This is a genomic window from Pseudomonas sp. Pseusp15 (assembly GCF_059492165.1).
This window is the reverse complement of the sequence record NZ_CP168523.1, coordinates 4342276-4360458: the sequence shown is the minus strand read 5'-3', so window position 1 is coordinate 4360458 and position 18183 is coordinate 4342276. Positions and strand designations below refer to the sequence as shown.

Here is an 18183-nt window from a genome sequence, read left to right as displayed (position 1 = left end):
GGGACGATAGATATCGAGTGGTTGTTCTGGCTCTGTCGAAGTAGGACAATTGTCGGCTTCACGTCACCATCAGCGACCTTGAATGGCCTTCCTTGCACTCGGTATTAACCACAAGACTGCTTCAGTAGACGTCCGCGAGCGCGTGGCCTTTACCCCTGAGCAGCTGGTTGAGGCCTTGCAGCAGCTCTGCCGACTCACCGACAGCCGCGAAGCTGCGATCCTCTCCACCTGCAATCGCAGTGAACTGTATATAGAACAGGATCACCTTTCGGCTGACATCGTGCTGCGCTGGCTGGCCGATTATCATCATTTGAGCCTCGATGAGCTGCGTGCGAGCGCTTATGTGCATGAAGATGATGCGGCAGTTCGCCACATGATGCGGGTCGCCTCCGGGCTCGATTCGCTGGTGTTGGGTGAACCACAGATTCTCGGCCAGATGAAATCGGCCTACGCCGTGGCTCGCGAGGCGGGCACCATTGGTCCGCTACTCGGGCGTTTGTTCCAGGCCACGTTCAATGCGGCCAAACAGGTGCGAACCGACACCGCCATCGGTGAAAACCCGGTGTCCGTGGCGTTTGCCGCGGTCAGCCTGGCGAAACAGATTTTCAGTGATTTGCAACGCAGCCAGGCCTTGTTGATCGGCGCCGGCGAGACCATCACCCTGGTCGCCCGCCATCTGCATGAGCTGGGCGTGAAGCGAATCGTGGTCGCCAACCGCACCCTGGAGCGCGCAAGCACCCTGGCCGAGCAGTTTGGCGCCCATGCGGTGTTGCTCTCGGACATCCCGACAGAACTGGTGCGCAGCGACATCGTCATCAGCTCCACCGCCAGCCAGTTGCCTATTCTCGGTAAAGGCGCGGTGGAAAGCGCCTTGAAATTGCGTAAGCACAAGCCGATTTTCATGGTGGATATCGCAGTCCCTCGGGATATCGAGCCGGAAGTCGGCGAGTTGGATGACGTTTATCTGTATAGCGTCGACGATCTCCACGAAGTGGTCGCCGAAAACCTCAAGAGCCGTCAGGGCGCCGCTCAGGCGGCCGAAGAGATGGTGTCGGTCGGTGCCGAAGATTTCATGGTTCGCCTGCGCGAACTGGCGGCGGTGGATGTGCTCAAGGCTTATCGTCAACAAAGCGAGCGCCTGCGCGACGAAGAATTGCAGAAGGCCCAGCGTATGCTCGCCAACGGCAGCAGTGCCGAGGACGTGCTGGTGCAACTGGCCCGTGGCCTGACCAACAAACTCTTGCATGCCCCGAGCGTGCAATTGAAAAAGCTCTCTGCCGAAGGCCGCCTCGATGCGCTGGCCATGGCCCAGGAACTCTTTGCCCTCGGTGAGGGCTCATCGGATAGCTTTTCGGATAAGAAACCGCAATGAAAGCGTCACTGCTCAATAAGCTGGACATCCTCCAGGACCGTTTCGAGGAATTGACCGCCCTGCTTGGCGATGGCGAAGTCATTTCCGATCAGAACAAATTCCGCACCTATTCCAAGGAATACGCGGAGGTCGAGCCGATCGTCGACACCTATAAACAGCTGCTTAAAGTGCAGGGCGACCTCGAAGGCGCACAGGCACTGCTCAAGGACAGCGACCCGGACATGCGTGAAATGGCCGTGGAAGAAGTCCGCGAAGCCAAGGAACGATTGATCGAGCTCGAAGCCAGCCTGCAACGCATGCTGCTGCCCAAGGATCCGAACGACGGTCGTAACGTGTTCCTGGAAATCCGCGCGGGCACCGGCGGTGACGAAGCGGCGATTTTCTCCGGCGACCTGTTCCGCATGTATTCGCGTTACGCCGAGCGGCGTGGCTGGCGGGTAGAGATTCTCTCGGAGAACGAAGGCGAACACGGTGGCTATAAAGAAGTTATCGCCCGTGTCGAAGGCGAGAACGTCTACGGCAAACTGAAGTTCGAATCCGGTGCGCACCGTGTGCAGCGGGTTCCGGCCACTGAATCCCAAGGTCGTATCCACACCTCGGCCTGCACCGTGGCGGTATTGCCCGAGCCGGATGAGCAGGAAGCCATTGAGATCAACCCGGCGGATCTGCGGGTCGACACCTATCGCTCCTCCGGTGCCGGTGGTCAGCACGTCAACAAGACCGACTCGGCGATTCGTATCACGCACTTGCCGTCCGGTATTGTCGTCGAGTGCCAGGAAGAACGTTCCCAGCACAAGAACCGCGCCCGGGCGATGTCCTGGCTGTCGGCCAAGCTCAACGACCAGCAGACCAGTGCCGCGGCCAATGCCATCGCCAGCGAGCGTAAATTGCTGGTCGGTTCCGGTGACCGCTCCGAGCGGATCCGTACCTACAACTTCGCCCAGGGCCGGGTCACCGACCATCGGGTCAACCTGACGCTGTATTCGCTCGACGAAATTCTTGCGGGCGGCGTGGATGCGGTGATCGAACCGTTGCTGGCCGAGTACCAGGCCGATCAATTGGCAGCGATAGGTGAGTAAATGACGATCATTGCCAGCTTGCTGCGCGCCGCCGATTTGCCTGATTCGCCCACCGCGCGTCTGGATGCCGAATTGCTGTTGGCGGCGGCCTTGGGCAAGTCCCGCAGCTTTCTGCACACCTGGCCTGAGCGTATCGTCCCGAGCGAAGCGGCACTGAAGTTTGCCGAGTATTTGCAGCGCCGCCGCAGCGGTGAGCCAGTGGCCTATATTCTGGGTCAGCAAGGCTTCTGGAAGCTCGACCTGGAAGTCGCGCCCCACACGCTGATTCCGCGTCCCGACACTGAATTGCTGGTGGAAGCGGCGTTGGAACTGTTGCCGGCCACCCCAGCCAAGGTGCTCGATCTGGGCACCGGCAGTGGTGCCATCGCCTTGGCGCTGGCCAGCGAGCGTCCGGCCTGGAAGGTCACCGCCGTGGATCGCGTGCTGGAAGCCGTGGCCCTGGCCGAGCGCAATCGTCAGCGCTTGAACCTGAGCAATGCCACGGTGTTGAGCAGTCATTGGTTCAGTGCCCTGGAAGGCCAGCGTTTTCAACTGATCATCAGCAATCCGCCCTACATAGCTTCGACCGATCCGCATCTGGTAGAGGGCGACGTACGCTTTGAGCCGGCCAGTGCCTTGGTGGCGGGTGTCGATGGGCTCGACGATTTGCGTCTGATCGTCGCCCAGGCACCGGATTATCTTGAAGCGGGTGGCTGGTTGATGCTCGAACACGGTTACGATCAAGCCTGCGCAGTGTGCGATTTGCTGCTGACCCGCGGCTTTGAAGAAGTCCATAGCCGCACCGATCTGGGCGGTCACCAACGCATCAGTCTGGGGCGCTTGCCGTGCTGAATGATCAGGAATTGCTGCGATACAGCCGGCAGATTCTGCTGCAACACGTCGACATCGACGGCCAGTTACGGCTCAAGGAAAGCCGTGTGCTGATTATCGGTCTCGGTGGCCTAGGTTCGCCGGTTGCGCTGTACCTGGCCGCGGCCGGTGTCGGTGAGTTGCATCTGGCGGACTTCGACACGGTCGACCTGACCAATCTGCAACGCCAGATCGTTCATGACACCGACAGCGTCGGCCTGAGCAAGGTCGATTCGGCGATCCGTCGCCTGACCGCGATCAATCCAGAGATTCAGCTGATCGCCCATCGCACTGCATTGGACGAGGATTCGCTGGCCGCCGCTGTTGCTGCGGTGGATCTGGTGCTGGACTGTTCCGACAATTTTTCCACCCGCGAGGCGGTCAACGCTGCGTGTGTGGCCGCGCGCAAGCCGCTGGTCAGCGGTGCGGCGATTCGTCTGGAAGGGCAATTGTCGGTGTTCGACCCGCGTCGTCCAGAGAGCCCGTGCTACCACTGTTTATACGGGCACGGCAGCGAGGCCGAGTTGACCTGCAGCGAGGCGGGCGTCGTCGGTCCTTTGGTCGGGTTGGTCGGCAGCCTCCAGGCACTGGAAGCGCTGAAACTGCTGGTGGGGTTCGGCGAGCCGCTGGTGGGGCGCCTGTTATTGATCGATGCCTTGGGCTCACGCTTCCGTGAATTGCGGGTCAAGCGTGATCCGGGCTGCAGCGTCTGCGGGTCGCGCCATGCGTGAAGCGCCGATTGCTGTGTTCGATTCCGGCGTCGGTGGACTCTCCGTGCTGGCCGAGATCCAGCAGCTGCTGCCCAACGAGTCTCTGTTGTACTTCGGCGATTGCGGGAATATTCCCTACGGCGAGAAAACCCCGGCATTCATCCGCCAGCGTTGCAGTGTCATGGCGCAGTTCTTTCAGCAGCAAGGCGCCAAGGCGCTGGTGCTGGCTTGCAACACCGCGACGGTGGCCGGCGTTGCGGACTTGCGGCGCGATTACCCCGAGTGGCCTATCGTCGGCATGGAGCCTGCGGTCAAACCGGCCGCTGCGGCGACGCGCAGCGGTGTGGTCGGCGTGCTCGCCACCACCGGTACTTTGCAGAGTGCCAAGTTTGCTGCCTTGCTCGATCGTTTCGCCACCGATGTACGGGTGATTACTCAGCCGTGCCCCGGGCTGGTGGAGCTGATTGAAAATGGCGATCTGCACAGCGAGACATTGCGTCAGTTGCTGCAAGGGTATGTCGAGCCGCTGCTGGCTGCAGGTGCAGATACGATCATTCTGGGCTGTACCCATTATCCCTTTTTAAAGCCACTGCTAAGGCAGATGCTCCCGCAAAGCATCAGCTTGATCGATACGGGTGCCGCTGTGGCGCGGCAGCTCCAGCGTCTGCTGGCCGAGCGTGAATTGCTGGCCGAGGGGCCTGCTCGCCCCGCACAGTTCTGGTCGAGTGCGGACCCAGAACATTTCAGAAATATCTTGCCGATCCTGTGGAATATGTCTGGGGTTGTGCGAAGCTTCGAAAAGTAGAGACGCGTAGCAAACGAATAATTGGGGTGAGCTTCTGATTAAACGGTGACTTCTATAGCTTTGTTTGTTTTGCAGCATAAAAATCATACTAAATTGTTCGGAAAAGGATGTTTCTAATGAAGCGACTATTCTGTTTGGCCGCGATTGCGACCGCATTGATGGGGCACAGTTTTACCGCGCAGGCGGCAGGGGTGGAGTTCGGGGTCGGCCAGACCAGCGATTCGACCATGACCTACCGACTGGGCATGCAGTTCGATTGGGACAAGAGCTGGTTGCAGAGTGATGTTGGCCGCTTGACCGGCTACTGGAGCGGCGCTTACACCTACTGGGAAGGCGACAAAACGGCGAGCAATCACAGTTTGTCGTTCTCGCCGGTACTGGTGTACGAGTTTGCCGGTCAGACCATCAAGCCCTACGTCGAAGCGGGTATCGGTATCGCGGTGTTTGCCAACACCGAATACGAAGATAACAAGCTCGGCAGTGCCTTTCAGTTCGAAGACCGTTTCGGGTTTGGTCTGCGCTTTGCCGGCGGACATGAAGTCGGGATTCGCGCCACCCACTACTCCAATGCCGGGATCAGTAATCCGAACGACGGTGTAGAAAGCTACGCATTGCATTACACGATGCCGTTGTAAGCCTGCAGTGTTTTAGATGTGGGAGCTACCTGTGGCGGGGGCTCTCACATGGCATCGGGTGACTTCGATCTCACCGATACGCCGTCGCAATCCCCTGGCGTTCGGTGATGCATTCCGGTGCGCCCATTTCGAACTCCCGGCAGATCAGCGGACGCTTTTCATAGATGGTGCACATCATGCTGTTGCGATCCAGTGCGGCGCACCAGCCGTCATCCAGTCGCAGCATGACTTCACCACCCCAATCATCGGTATCGATAAAACGTTCGGGCACGCCGGTGTCAGTGATCAGCATCACTTCAAGCTGGCAGCAGCAGGCTGCGCAGGTCGAGCAGGTGACCGCAGGCTCGGCGACTTGCGTGTGGGGAATGGTTTTCATGGCGCGCAGTGTAAGGCAGTGGGGCCACGCTGTGTAAAAGGCCTGACAGACGCTCAGGCTTCACGGCAGATCCTCGATCGGCGGCTTGTTTCGCGCTTGTTCGTCGATTGCCAGTCCCGCCCGGTCGGGTTGTTGCGGCAGGGGCCAAAGAACAGGCATGAGCAGCTCCGGCAAGGAGCATTCCAGTGGACGATTCTTGATCATGTCGAGGAGGTATCGCGCGGCTTGGCCTGCCGACCAGTCGAGATGTATCGGGGCGCCGTCGTTCAGAGGCGTATCGATAAGCCCTGGGCTGACCACGGTCATTTCGATGTTTTCCGGCGTCATGTCGATGCGCAATGACTCGAATAGATGACGCAACCCGGCCTTTGAATCGCCATAGGATTCGGCCCACGGCAGGGGTAACCAGGTCACCGAACTGGCAATGCCCACCAGATGCGGCGCAGTGCCCGCCTGCAGCAAAGGCCGGGCGGCTGCGATGCAATAACTGCTGGCAAGCAAGTTGGTACGCATGATGTGCTCGATGATTGACGAATCGAGCTGATTGGCGTCGACGTATTCGCAGGTGCCTGCGTTAAGGATCATGGTGTCCAGAGAGCCCCATTCCTGCGCAATCTGCTCACCGATTTCACGCACCCTTTGGCTGTTGGTCAAATCGCCCGCGACCACCAGCACTTGACCGGGATAGCGCTCAGACAGGGATATCAGTGATGCCACCGAGCGGGAGCTGGCCGCCAGATGAGCCCCGGTTTTCAGTATTTCTTCAGCCAGCACAGCACCAATACCGTTGCTGGCGCCGGTCAACCAGTATCGCCTTGGAGGTGTACGACTCATCCCAATCCCCTTATTTACCCAATATTTCCCTGGCTCAATTCCGTGTTCATGACGCAACGCCGCGGTATCAATTTAATGACGGTGGCGATAAACCCTGTCGTGATGGCAGGTTCTTGAACGCCGCCAGGGCCCGTTCACGGGAAGCACTCAGATTGACGATAGGCGACGGGTAGCCCCTCACACCGAACAATCCGCCGAGATTGGCCAGATTGTGCAGGTCTTTATTGTTCATTTCGTTGAGCTCCGGCAACCAGTGCTTGATGAACACCCCTTGTGCATCGAACTTTTCCGACTGGCTCAGCGGGTTGAAAATCCGGAAGTAGGGCGCCGAATCAGTGCCGGTGGACGAACTCCACTGCCAGCCACCATTGTTCGCCGCCAGGTCGCCATCAATCAGGTGCCGCATGAAGAAGCGCTCGCCCTCACGCCAGTCGATCAACAGGTTCTTGGTCAGGAACATCGCCACCACCATGCGCAGACGGTTGTGCATCCAGCCGGTTTCCAGCAATTGGCGCATGGCGGCATCGATGATCGGCAGGCCAGTGCGGCCTTGCTGCCAGGCCTTGAGTTCTTGCGGGGCGTCACGCCAGACCAGGGCTTCGGTTTCCGGCCGGAAGGCGCGGTGCCGGGATACACGGGGGTAGCCCACCAATATGTGTTTGTAGAACTCGCGCCACAGCAGCTCGTTGATCCAGGTGATGGCGCCGACCTTGCCGCTTTCGAACTCGCCCTGATTGCTTCGCAACGCGGCGTGCAGGCACTGACGAGGGGAAATCACCCCGGCGGTGAGATAGGCCGAGAGCTGGCTGGTGCCGGGCTTTGCCGGGAAGTCGCGTTCGCTGTGGTAATAGTCGATCTGGGCGTCGACAAAGGTGTCGAGGCGGCGCCGGGCTTCGGTTTCACCGGCTGGCCAGAGGGCACGCAAGCTGTCGTTGGGAGAATCGAAACCCTCGACACGGGAGGGCGGTTCGTCGCTGCTGATATCCAATGGAGCCTGAAGGGCGGGTGCAGCGACCAATCCGGGCAATGAAGCGTGCAGGCGTTCGTAGCAGACCTTGCGAAACTGGCTGAAGACCTGGAAGTAGGTTCCGGTTCTGGTGAGCACGGTGCCTGGCTTGAACAGCAGCTGATCGAGGTGGCTGTAAAAGTCGATACCCCGGGCTTTCAGCGCTTGGGCCACCGCCGCATCACGGCGGGTCTCATGAATGCCGTATTCCTCGTTGACGTGCACCGCGTCGATCTTCAGCTGCTGGCACAGTTCGAGCAGAACCTTGGGCGCTTCATCCCAGCGGGACGCCTGGCGAATCAGTAGCGGGATGTTCAGGGCGTCCAGCGCGCGTCGTAATTCGGCGAGGTTGCGCAACCAGAAGTCCACTTTGCACGGCGCGTCGTCGTGCGCAAGCCACTGCTGCGGGCTCGGCAAATACACCGCCACACACGGGCCACGGGCTGCGGCGGCCGAGAGGGCGGTGTTGTCGTGTAGACGCAGGTCGCTGCGCAGCCAGATCAATTGCATGGTCGTATCCGTACGATTCATCAAAAAAACGCCATTAAATGAGCCCGCGCTGTATCAGGTCCAGATGGGCCGATAACGGGTTATCGGCCAGGATCAAATCAGCAATGGCGGTGTTTTTTGCGGACAAATCGGCGTGGTGGATGCACACCGTTGGTCCGGCGATCATTTTTGGGCAACTGACGCCATTCAAAAGTTTCGACAATTTTGCAAGATTCATGGCTTTGCTGGAATACAGCAGGACGCCGCGGGCTTGCAGGTGATCGACCGCCAGCGTCAGTTCGCCGGCCGGGAGTGGCCAGTCGAAAACTTCCACCGGGCAATCGGTGCTGCTGATCAGCCAGGCGGTGAGCCATAGATGAGGTTCCAGAGGCAGGTCCGATTGATTGATCAGCAACAGCGGAGCGGTACGTAACTGGCGGTTGTTGTGGTAAATCCTCGCGCCGAATTTGCTGCGCAACCAGGAATAGACAAACACCCGCTCCATCTGCGCGCCGAACTGGCCTTGCCAGCGTTGTTCCAGTTCCGCCAGCCACGGCATCAACAGGTGTTCACACAAGGTGCGTGGCGGATACAGCGCCATCGCCTGGTTCACGGTGTCATCGAGGGTGCGTTCGGCCAGTTGGGTAACGGCTTGTAGCAGTGTCTGGCGCAACACCAGCCAATCGTTTCCGACGGGCTCGGCAAGTACCTGAGGCGTGTCGAGCAGTTGCTTGACCTGACCGACCGCCACGCCGCGATTGAGCCAGGTGAGGATCGTCAGGATGCGTTGAACGTGTTCGGCACAGAACAGCCGATGCCCCTTGGGAGTGCGCTGAGGCACGATCAGCCCATAGCGCCGTTCCCAGGCGCGCAAGGTGACGGCGTTGACCCCGGTCTGCCGGGCCACTTCACGGATGGGCAGCCAGCCTGCGTCCAGGGCCTTTTTGAAGTCGGTGCCGAGGTCTTCGCTGGCGCTGGTGTCCGGTGGGGTTTTCATTAGATTGCGTTTCGCAGGCTGAGGTTTTCCGGGTGCGGTTGCAGGTAAACCTGTTGCGCAATGTATGGATCCGGGTGCTGGCGAAAGTAGTGTTTGAGCAACGTCAGCGGTACCACCAGCGGCACGATGCCGTGACGATACTGGCTGATCACATGCTGCACTTCCTGTTTGTCTTCAGTGCTGATGGCCTGTTTGAGATAGCCGCTGAGGTGTTGCAGGACGTTGGTGTGGGTGCGGCGCGTGGCGCATTTTTTCAAGGCCGCCATCAGCTCGCTGAAATAGCGCGGGCCGATGACTTCAGGGGCGGTCCGGCCCATGTTGCCGAGCAGGTTTCCCAGGGTTTTGTATTGCACCGGGTTGTGGGCCATTAACAGGTATTTGTAGCGCGAGTGAAAATCCGTGAGGCCGCGCCGGGTCAGGCCGGTTTGCAGCAACTGCTGCCAGGCGCTGTAGGCGAATACGCGGGTAAGGAAGTTTTCCCGCAGCACCGGATCGTTGAGCCGGCCTTCTTCCTCCACCGGCAAATCGGGATGCAGCGCGCAGAAGGTCCGGGCGTAAATGCCACGGCTACCGCCGTCCACCGGCGCGCCGTTGGCGTGGTAGACCTTGACCCGCTCCAGACCGCACGAAGGGGATTTCTGCATGAAGATATAGCCGCAGATGTCGCCCAGTTCCAAAGCCATTTTCCGAGCATATTCGGCCAGCGGCCGGGTGACGTTGTTTTCAGGGTTGACCGTGCCGACCGCCTGCGGATGTTCAGGGTTGCCGACCAGGCGGATCGGTTCGCGAGGGATACCCAGGCCGATGGCAACTTCCGGGCACACCGGGACGAAATCGAAATAATCGGAAAGGATGTGGCTGCACAGCCGTGACGTCTTGTGCCCGCCGTTGTAGCGCACCTCGGCCCCCATCAGGCAGGCGCTGATGGCGATTTTGGGTGGGGTCGTTGATTGTGCAGGCATCGGGGCACCTCGAATCCAGACCTGTACGGATTGTTAAATCTGTACAACATTCGTTCAGCATAGATTCAAAGGTGTACAAGTCAATTTTTTTGTATAGGTTTTTTCAGGGCTGCTGTCCGTGTCGACAGCAGCAATGTGCTCGAATCGAGGCGGTTCACTGCAGGTGTTCGTGCAGACGGCGGGCCGCTTCCTGGCCACTGAGCCAGGCGCCTTCGACACGGCCGGACAGGCACCAGTCACCGCATACATACAAGCCCAGATCAGCATCAGCCAGGGCACCCCACTCATGGCTGCTGGCCGGACGGGCGTAAAGCCAGCGGTGAGCGAGGCTGAAAGTCGGTGCAGGCATGGCGTCGTGCAGCAGTTCGGCAAAGGCACCATGCAATTGCTCGATCACCGCTTCCTTGGACAGATCGATATGTTGCCGGCTCCAGGCGCTGGTGGCGTGCAGCACCCACGTGTCGAGGGTGTTGTCGCGTCCCGGTTTGCTACGGTTGCGCGCCAGCCAGTCGAGGGGGCTGTCCTGCACGAAGCAGCCTTCGATCGGGGTATCCAATGGTGTGTCGAAAGCCAGGGCGACCGCCCAGGTCGGCTCCATTTTTACCCCGGCGGCGGCCCCGGCGAGTTTCGGCGCGGAGGGCAGCAGCGCGGTCGCCTGAGGGGCTGGTGTGGCAATCACCACATGACTGAACGGCCCGTGGGTGAAGCCTTCGGCGTCTTGCAGATGCCAGTGCTCTTCACCGCGATAGACCTCGGTGATCCGGCAGCTGAACTGCACTTCCAGGTCACCGAGCAGGGCACGGGTGATGGCGCTCATGCGCGGCGTGCCGACCCAGCGTGTCTGTTCGTCCGGCGAGGGGCTGAGTTGGCCGCCGTGGTAGGTATAGAGCTGCGGTGTCCACACGGCGACCCAACCGTTGGCTTGCCAGCGCTGGACTTCGGTAACGAAGCGACGGTCGCGGGCAGTGAAATATTGCGCGCCCATGTCCAGAGCACCCGCATCGCTGCGCTTGCTTGACATGCGTCCGCCACTGCCGCGGCTTTTATCGAACAGATGAACGACATGCCCGGCCTCCGTAAGGGCCTGGGCGGCTGAGAGTCCGGCGATGCCGGTGCCGATGATTGCGATAGGTACAGTCATAGGGGCCTCGTTTGCCTTTCTGTACAGACTACGCCGTGGTTCAAACCTGTACAATATTGTTTTTTGGTATAACTTTTAGCGTTCTCGTTCTGAGAGCTTGGCCTATTGTTAAACACAGAACCTGCCCGATACCAAAGATCCCTGCTTATAAAAATAGACTAGTGATCCGGGTAAAACGCCACGCGAGGAAGATGTCATGCACATATTGCTGACCGGCGGTACTGGTTTGATAGGACGTCAGCTCTGCCGACACTGGTTGAGTCAGGGACATCACCTCACGGTCTGGAGTCGCACGCCCGCTAAAGTCGCCAAAATCTGCGGCACTCAGGTACGGGGAATCGCACGGCTTGAGGATTTTGGGCCAGAACCGGTGGATGCAATTGTCAACCTTGCGGGGGCGCCGATCGCCGATCGGCTCTGGACCCACAAACGCAAAGCGCTGTTGTGGAGCAGCCGGATCACCCTGACCGAAACCCTGTTGGCCTGGCTCGAAAGTCGTGAGCAGAAACCGCAGGTGCTGATCTCCGGCTCAGCGATTGGTTGGTACGGCGACGGCGGCGAGCGGGAGTTGACCGAGCAATCGCCACCGGTCATCGATGATTTCGCCAGCCAGTTGTGCATCGCCTGGGAAGAAACCGCGCAACGTGCCGACGCCTTGGGCATCCGCGTGGTTCTCATCCGCACCGGGTTGGTGTTGTCCGCCGAGGGCGGCTTTTTGTCGCGGCTGTTGTTGCCGTTCAAACTGGGGCTGGGCGGGCCGATCGGCAGCGGTCGGCAGTGGATGTCGTGGATTCATATCGAAGATCAAATCGCCCTGATTGATTTTCTTCTGCATCGCAATGGGGCCAGCGGTCCCTATAATGCCTGCGCGCCCAAACCGGTGCGCAATCGCGAATTCGCCAAAACGTTGGGTGACGTGTTGCATCGTCCCGCGTTCATGCCGATGCCGACTCTCGTCTTGAAGGTCGGACTGGGCGAGTTGTCATTGTTGTTGCTGGGGGGGCAGAAGGCGATGCCGGCTCGCTTGCTGGAAGCGGGTTTCACTTTCCGGTTCACTGATTTGCGCGCGGCATTGGACGATCTGTCCGGCCGCCTCTGAAATAGGACGTTGCATGACCGATCACGCATTGCTTCTGGTCAACCTGGGTTCACCTGCCTCCACCTCGGTGGCGGATGTGCGCAGTTACCTCAATCAATTTCTGATGGACCCGTATGTGATCGACCTGCCTTGGCCGGTGCGGCGTTTGCTGGTGTCGCTGATTCTGATCAAGCGCCCGGAACAATCGGCTCACGCTTACGCGTCGATCTGGTGGGAGGAGGGCTCGCCGCTGGTGGTGCTCAGCCGTCGCCTGCAACAGGCCATGACCCGGCAGTGGACTCACGGGCCTGTTGAGCTGGCGATGCGGTACGGCGAGCCGTCCATTGAGTCCGCGCTGGTGCGGCTGGCTGCCCAGGGGCATAAGAAAGTGACCCTGGCACCGCTCTATCCGCAATTCGCCGACAGCACTGTGACCACGGTGATCGAAGAAGCCAAGCGCGTGGTGCGCGATAAAAAACTCGACGTGCAGTTCTCGGTTCTTCAGCCGTTTTACGATCAGCCGGAATACCTCGATGCGTTGGTGGCCAGTGTCAGGCCTTATCTGCAACAGGATTTCGATCATCTGCTGCTGAGCTTCCACGGTTTGCCGGAACGTCACCTGAAAAAGCTTAATCCGGGGCACAGCTTCGAGGGTGGCGGCGATTGCTGCGCCGGTGCGCCACCGGAAGTGGTCGCGACCTGTTACCGCGGTCAGTGCCTGCGCACGGCCGCAGAGTTTGCCAAACGTGTGGGCATACCGGACGGCAAGTGGTCGGTATCGTTTCAGTCGCGTCTGGGCCGGGCCAAGTGGATAGAACCCTACACTGAAGCTCGCCTCGACGAGTTGGCCAAAAGCGGCGTGAAGAAAGTCCTGGTGATGTGCCCGGCGTTCGTTGCCGATTGCATCGAGACGCTGGAAGAGATCGGTGATCGCGGGAAGGAGCAATTCCGCGAGGCGGGAGGGGAGGAGTTGGTGCTGGTGCCTTGCCTCAACGATGAGCCACAGTGGGCGCGGGCGCTGAGCGCCTTGTGCGAAAGGGCGCCATTGGCTTTGTAGGAACATACATTGAAGTGAAGGCGGGCTGGTTGTGGCGAGGGAGCTTGCGCCCGCTGGGTCGCGAAGCGGCCCCAAAATCTTTGTAGTCAATGAAGATTTTGTGAGTGCTGCGCACTGGTGCGCCAGCCCGGTCAAGCGGGAGCAAGCTCCCTCGCCACAGGGGATTGAGTCGCCTGCTTACAACAGCGGCTCATCCGCCTTCTTGTGCTTCCAGCTGTCATTGCCCGGCAGCAACAGGTTCAGTGCAATCGCCACCACCGCGCACAGCGCGATGCCTTTGAGGCCGAAATCGTTCTGGCCGGTACCGGTGCCGACCAGCATGCCGCCAATTCCGAACACCAGCGTCACCGAGACAATCACCAGGTTGCGTGCTTCGCCCAGGTCGATCTTGTGGCGGATCATGGTGTTCATGCCCACCGCGGCAATCGAACCGAACAACAGGCAGAGAATCCCGCCCATCACTGGCACCGGGATGCTTTGCAGCAGCGCGCCGAATTTGCCGATGAACGCCAGGCTGATTGCGAAGATCGCCGCCCAGGTCATGATTTTCGGGTTGTAGTTCTTGGTCAGCATCACCGCGCCAGTCACTTCGGCGTAAGTGGTATTGGGTGGGCCGCCGAACAGACCGGCCGCGGTGGTGGCGATGCCGTCACCGAGCAGGGTGCGGTGCAGGCCGGGCTTTTTCAGGTAGTCGCGACCGGTCACGCTACCCACGGCAATCACGCCACCGATGTGCTCGATGGCCGGGGCCAGGGCCACCGGAACGATGAACAGAATCGCCTGCCAGTTGAATTCCGGCGCGGTGAAATGTGGAATCGCGAACCACGGTGCCACGGCAATCTTCGCGGTATCGACCACGCCGAAATAAAACGCCATGGCAAACCCCACCAGCACACCGGAGATAATCGGCACCAGGCGGAAAATACCTCTGCCGAACACTGCGACGATCAGGGTGGTCAGCAGCGCTGGCATCGAAATCATCATCGCCGTCTGGTAATGAATCAGCTCAGTGCCGTCGCCCGCCTTGCCCATCGCCATGTTGGCGGCAATCGGCGCCATGGCCAGGCCGATGGAGATGATCACCGGGCCAATCACCACCGGAGGCAGCAAACGGTCGATAAACCCGGTGCCTTTGATCTTCACCGCAAGGCCGAGGAAGGTGTAGACGAACCCGGCCGCCATCACACCGCCCATGGTCGCCGCCAGGCCGAACTGGCCCTTGGCGAGAATGATCGGGGTGATGAAGGCGAAGCTCGACGCCAGGAATACCGGCACCTGACGCCCGGTGACGATCTGGAACAGGATCGTCCCTAAACCTGCGGTGAACAGCGCCACGTTAGGGTCGAGGCCGGTAATCAGCGGCATCAACACCAGGGCGCCGAAGGCCACGAACAGCATCTGCGCGCCGGACAGAACCGTGCGCCAGAGCGGATCGTTGAACTCTTGCTGCATGGTCACGCGTCCTTCTGCTTGGTGCCGAAGATCTTGTCACCGGCATCGCCCAAGCCTGGGATGATGTAACCGTGTTCGTTCAGTTTCTGGTCAATGGAAGCGGTGTAGATGGTCACGTCCGGGTGAGCCTTCTCCACAGCGGCGATACCTTCGGGAGCGGCCACCAGGACCATCGCGCGAATGTCCTTGCAGCCGGCCTTCTTCAGCAAATCGATGGTGGCGACCATCGAGCCGCCAGTGGCCAGCATCGGGTCGATGATCATCGCCAGGCGTTCGTCGATTTCCGGTACCAGTTTTTCCAGGTAGGTGTGGGCTTCGAGGGTTTCCTCGTTACGGGCCACGCCCACGGCGCTGACTTTGGCGCCCGGGATCAGGCTCAGCACGCCTTCGAGCATGCCGATACCGGCACGCAGGATCGGCACCACGGTAATTTTCTTGCCGGCGATTTTCTCCACCGACACCGTGCCGCACCAGCCTTCGATGTCGTAGCTTTCCAGCGGCAGGTCTTTGGTGGCTTCATAGGTCAGCAGGGCGCCGACTTCTTGAGCGAGCTCACGGAAATTCTTCGTGCTGATGTCGGCGCGGCGCATAAGGCCAAGTTTATGACGGATCAGCGGATGGCGGATCTCACGGATGGGCATGGGGAAAGGCTCCGGCGGCGGGCAAAAAAACCGGCCTAGATTAATCTATCCGAGGGTGTTGTCCTATAGACATACAGTACGTTAGTCCACAAACGCTTGATCTGGCCGTGCGGGATGCGTACCTTTGCCCGCTTTTCCGAATCCGTCCCTCCCCCTCAAACCCCTTGGAGAGCGCCATGTCCGCTGATCTCGAGCATATCCGTCAAATCATGCGAGAGGCTGACTGCCTGTACACCGAAGCTGAAGTCGAGGCGGCCATCGCCCGCGTCGGTGCACATATCAACGAACAACTGGCTGAAAGCAATCCGGTGGTGTTCTGTGTGATGAACGGCGGCCTGATTTTCGCCGGCAAGCTGCTCACCCATCTGCAATTCCCGCTGGAAGCGTCCTACCTGCACGCTACCCGCTATCGCAACGAAACCAGCGGCGGCGAGCTGTTCTGGAAAGCCAAGCCGGAAGTTTCGTTCATCGACCGTGACGTGCTGATCATCGACGACATCCTCGATGAAGGTCACACCCTGGGCGCGATCATCGACTTCTGCAAACACGCCGGCGCCCGCAAAGTGCACACCGCCGTGCTGATCGACAAGGACCACGACCGCAAGGCTCGCCCGGACCTGAAAGCCGATTTCGTCGGCCTGCCGTGCATTGACCGTTACATCTTCGGTTATGGCATGGACTACAAAGGCTACTGGCGTAACGCGAACGGAATTTTTGCCGTTAAAGGCCTGTAAGCAGGTTGACTGTCTGGGGGTGGTTTTAGCCGCCAGACACGTTGATGCTTGAAGGCAGATCTCCCATCCGAATGCGTGCGCAGTTCGCTTGAACCGCGCGCTCAGTCCTGCCCGACGAGCCAGCGTTCGCTTTTGCGTCGAGCCTGTTCCAGGTTGTTCACGTAAGCCAATTGACGCTGTTCCCGATGGATGCCCGCGCGCCTGAGTTTCAGGCGCACGCGCGCAGCCGTCCCGACCAGAATCAGGCCGATGCCGTCGGTGCGATAATCCCTGAGGATATTGTCGAAGGCTGCCAACGCCGTCATGTCCAGCATGGACACGGCACTCATCTCGACAATCACCACTTTGACCTCCGGGCTGAATTTGCGCAGCACGCCCAGGGCCTTTTCCGCTGCACCGAAAAACAACGGTCCGCGTATCGCATAGCAACGAACATGCTCCGGCAAATCCTGTAAGGCTTGATGGAACTCTCGAGGCAGTTCGGCGGTGTCCGTGAGGTCGCTCATGCGCTTGACGAACAACCCGGCGGCCAGCAACAGCCCAACGGCAACGGCCAGCACCATGTCGAACAGCACTGTCAGGCTCAGGCAGGTCAGCAAGACCAATACATCGCTGCGTGGTGCAATGCGCAAGGTGTGCACGACATGCCGGGCCTCGCTCATGTTCCACGCCACCATCACGAGCAGCGCCGCCAGCGCGGCCATCGGCAAGTAGCTGAACAGCGGGGCGAGGACGAGTATCGCCAGCAGCACCACCGCGCTGTGGATAATTGCCGCCAATGGCGAAAACGCCCCGCTGCGCACGTTGGTGGCGCTGCGGGCGATCGCCGCGGTGGCGGTAATGCCGCCGAACAACGGTGCGACCAGGTTACCAATGCCTTGACCCAGGAGTTCGGCGTTGGGGTCATGTTTGCTGCCCGTCATGCCATCGGCCACCACCGCACACAACAACGATTCGATGGCGCCGAGCATGGCAATGGCGAACGCTGGTGCCATTAATTGGCGGATCAGGTCGTAAGACAGATGCAGCGGCTGACCATTGGGTCCTGGCAGATTCCACGGCCAGTCGAAGCTCGGCAGAAACGGCGGAATGCCGGGGTGGCTGACGCCATCGACGATATAGCTGAAGCGCTCGCCCAGCGTCGCAATCGGTAACCCGCCGCTTTCCAGCGCCAGCCCCAACATTGCGCCGACGGCCAGCGCCACCAGATGCCCCGGAACCCTCGGCACAAACCGCGGCCAGACGATCAGAACCGCCAGGCACATGACACCGATGATTCCGTCCCCCAGGCGGGCGCTGGGCAATGCCTGGAGCAGCGCACCTAATTGCTCGATGTAATGTTCGGCATGCCCGGTGGTACTCAGGCCCAGCAAATCCTTTAGTTGGAGTGTGGCGATGACTATGCCGATCCCGGCGGTAAAGCCCAGGGTCACCGGATAAGGAATGTACTGAATCAGCCGCCCGGCCCGAATCAGCCCCAAGGCAATCAGGATGGCCCCGGCAAGCATGGTGCAAAGCAGCAGGCCACCCAGGCCATATTGTTGGGTGATCGGCAGCAGTATCACCACGAACGCGGCTGTCGGCCCGCTGACATTGAAGCGCGAGCCTCCCGTCAGGGCGATCAGGGGGGCTGCGATCAGCACCGTATATAAACCTTGTTGGGGCGCTACTCCCACCGCAATCGCCAGGGCCATGGCCAGGGGAATGGCGATAATCCCTACCGTCACCCCGGCACTGATGTCGCCACGCAAGCGTCTGAGGCTATAACCTGCACGCAGAGTTTGACGCCAGGCGGCGAATAACGGGGGGATGGAGAATGGCATAGGGACTCCACAGTAGACGGCACGCCGTCGAAATAGGGCTGAAAGCTCTTTCAGTATGCCCAGCCTTGTCTTCAAGAGTATTGATCTGGATCGGTTATTCGCCCGATTGATCATCATGCTAGAGTGCTCGGCCTCGTCCCAGG

18 protein-coding genes are annotated in these 18183 nt (G+C 60.0%); 9 read left to right on the top strand and 9 right to left on the bottom strand.

Translation table 11 applies throughout. From position 1 onward, the window contains the following. The first annotated feature begins 82 nt into the window (after positions 1 to 82). The 6 genes from hemA (at position 83) to ACEN8R_RS19775 (ending at position 5450) form a co-directional block, all read left to right on the top strand. Positions 83 to 1372, top strand: coding sequence for a glutamyl-tRNA reductase (gene hemA, locus ACEN8R_RS19800; protein ID WP_007939757.1), 1290 nt, complete (start codon positions 83 to 85; stop codon positions 1370 to 1372). Next, entirely contained in the window at positions 1369 to 2451 is a 1083-nt protein-coding gene (gene prfA / locus ACEN8R_RS19795) for a peptide chain release factor 1 (RefSeq protein ID WP_007939759.1), read from the top strand. The genes hemA and prfA overlap by 4 nt, the downstream gene beginning before the upstream one ends. Continuing rightward, positions 2452 to 3282, top strand: coding sequence for a peptide chain release factor N(5)-glutamine methyltransferase (gene prmC / locus ACEN8R_RS19790; protein ID WP_018929573.1), 831 nt, complete (start codon positions 2452 to 2454; stop codon positions 3280 to 3282). It abuts the gene before it with no gap. Beyond that, a complete protein-coding gene (locus ACEN8R_RS19785) occupies positions 3276 to 4031 on the top strand; it encodes a molybdopterin-synthase adenylyltransferase MoeB (protein WP_018929574.1) in 756 nt (251 codons plus the stop codon). Before prmC ends, ACEN8R_RS19785 begins: the two co-directional genes overlap by 7 nt. Beyond that, complete coding sequence (gene murI, locus ACEN8R_RS19780) at positions 4024 to 4815, top strand: glutamate racemase (RefSeq protein WP_018929575.1); 792 nt, start codon at positions 4024 to 4026, stop codon at positions 4813 to 4815. The genes ACEN8R_RS19785 and murI overlap by 8 nt, the downstream gene beginning before the upstream one ends. A gap of 116 nt (positions 4816 to 4931) precedes the next feature. Beyond that, the gene (locus tag ACEN8R_RS19775) at positions 4932 to 5450 is read left to right on the top strand and encodes an acyloxyacyl hydrolase (RefSeq protein ID WP_018929576.1); all 519 of its coding nucleotides are present in this window, start codon (positions 4932 to 4934) and stop codon (positions 5448 to 5450) included. Positions 5451 to 5520: 70 nt separating this feature from the next. Here ACEN8R_RS19775 and ACEN8R_RS19770 read toward each other — a convergent pair whose 3' ends face one another. From ACEN8R_RS19770 to ACEN8R_RS19745, 6 genes are all read right to left on the bottom strand, one after another. Continuing rightward, entirely contained in the window at positions 5521 to 5826 is a 306-nt protein-coding gene (locus ACEN8R_RS19770) for a YkgJ family cysteine cluster protein (protein WP_018929577.1), read from the bottom strand. 60 nt (positions 5827 to 5886) lie between these two features. After that, positions 5887 to 6660 (bottom strand): SDR family NAD(P)-dependent oxidoreductase, encoded by a 774-nt coding sequence (locus tag ACEN8R_RS19765; RefSeq protein ID WP_026286680.1) that lies wholly within the window; start codon positions 6658 to 6660, stop codon positions 5887 to 5889. A gap of 67 nt (positions 6661 to 6727) precedes the next feature. Then, the gene (phrB, locus tag ACEN8R_RS19760; RefSeq protein WP_495624270.1) at positions 6728 to 8176 is read right to left on the bottom strand and encodes a deoxyribodipyrimidine photo-lyase; all 1449 of its coding nucleotides are present in this window, start codon (positions 8174 to 8176) and stop codon (positions 6728 to 6730) included. A 34-nt stretch (positions 8177 to 8210) separates the two neighbouring features. After that, entirely contained in the window at positions 8211 to 9152 is a 942-nt protein-coding gene (locus ACEN8R_RS19755) for a MerR family transcriptional regulator (protein WP_258613129.1), read from the bottom strand. Next, on the bottom strand, positions 9152 to 10114 hold the full coding sequence (locus tag ACEN8R_RS19750) for a YbgA family protein (protein ID WP_018929581.1): 963 nt from the start codon (positions 10112 to 10114) through the stop codon (positions 9152 to 9154). Before ACEN8R_RS19750 ends, ACEN8R_RS19755 begins: the two co-directional genes overlap by 1 nt. A 154-nt stretch (positions 10115 to 10268) precedes the next feature. Next, positions 10269 to 11255: an NAD(P)/FAD-dependent oxidoreductase gene (locus ACEN8R_RS19745; RefSeq protein WP_018929582.1), complete on the bottom strand. Its 987-nt coding sequence runs from the start codon at positions 11253 to 11255 to the stop codon at positions 10269 to 10271. Positions 11256 to 11451: 196 nt separating this feature from the next. On the opposite strand from ACEN8R_RS19745, the gene ACEN8R_RS19740 reads away from it, so the two are divergent. Both ACEN8R_RS19740 and hemH read left to right on the top strand, forming a co-directional pair. Then, positions 11452 to 12354 (top strand): TIGR01777 family oxidoreductase, encoded by a 903-nt coding sequence (locus ACEN8R_RS19740; RefSeq protein ID WP_026286681.1) that lies wholly within the window; start codon positions 11452 to 11454, stop codon positions 12352 to 12354. 13 nt (positions 12355 to 12367) lie between these two features. After that, the gene (gene hemH / locus ACEN8R_RS19735) at positions 12368 to 13390 is read left to right on the top strand and encodes a ferrochelatase (protein ID WP_495624269.1); all 1023 of its coding nucleotides are present in this window, start codon (positions 12368 to 12370) and stop codon (positions 13388 to 13390) included. Positions 13391 to 13567: 177 nt separating this feature from the next. On the opposite strand, the gene ACEN8R_RS19730 is transcribed toward hemH, so the two are convergent. Together ACEN8R_RS19730 and upp are read right to left on the bottom strand one after the other, a co-directional pair. After that, positions 13568 to 14842, bottom strand: a complete 1275-nt coding sequence (locus ACEN8R_RS19730; RefSeq protein WP_018929585.1) for a uracil-xanthine permease family protein — start codon at positions 14840 to 14842, stop codon at positions 13568 to 13570. 2 nt (positions 14843 to 14844) lie between these two features. Then, entirely contained in the window at positions 14845 to 15483 is a 639-nt protein-coding gene (upp, locus tag ACEN8R_RS19725; protein WP_007939777.1) for a uracil phosphoribosyltransferase, read from the bottom strand. A 176-nt stretch (positions 15484 to 15659) separates the two neighbouring features. Here upp and ACEN8R_RS19720 point away from each other — a divergent pair, with 176 nt between their 5' ends. Beyond that, positions 15660 to 16217, top strand: a complete 558-nt coding sequence (locus ACEN8R_RS19720; protein ID WP_007939779.1) for a hypoxanthine-guanine phosphoribosyltransferase — start codon at positions 15660 to 15662, stop codon at positions 16215 to 16217. Between the two features lie 101 nt (positions 16218 to 16318). Here the strand turns inward: ACEN8R_RS19720 and dauA are convergent, their stop codons facing one another. Beyond that, positions 16319 to 18040: a C4-dicarboxylic acid transporter DauA gene (dauA, locus tag ACEN8R_RS19715; RefSeq protein WP_018929586.1), complete on the bottom strand. Its 1722-nt coding sequence runs from the start codon at positions 18038 to 18040 to the stop codon at positions 16319 to 16321. Positions 18041 to 18183: the final 143 nt, after the last annotated feature.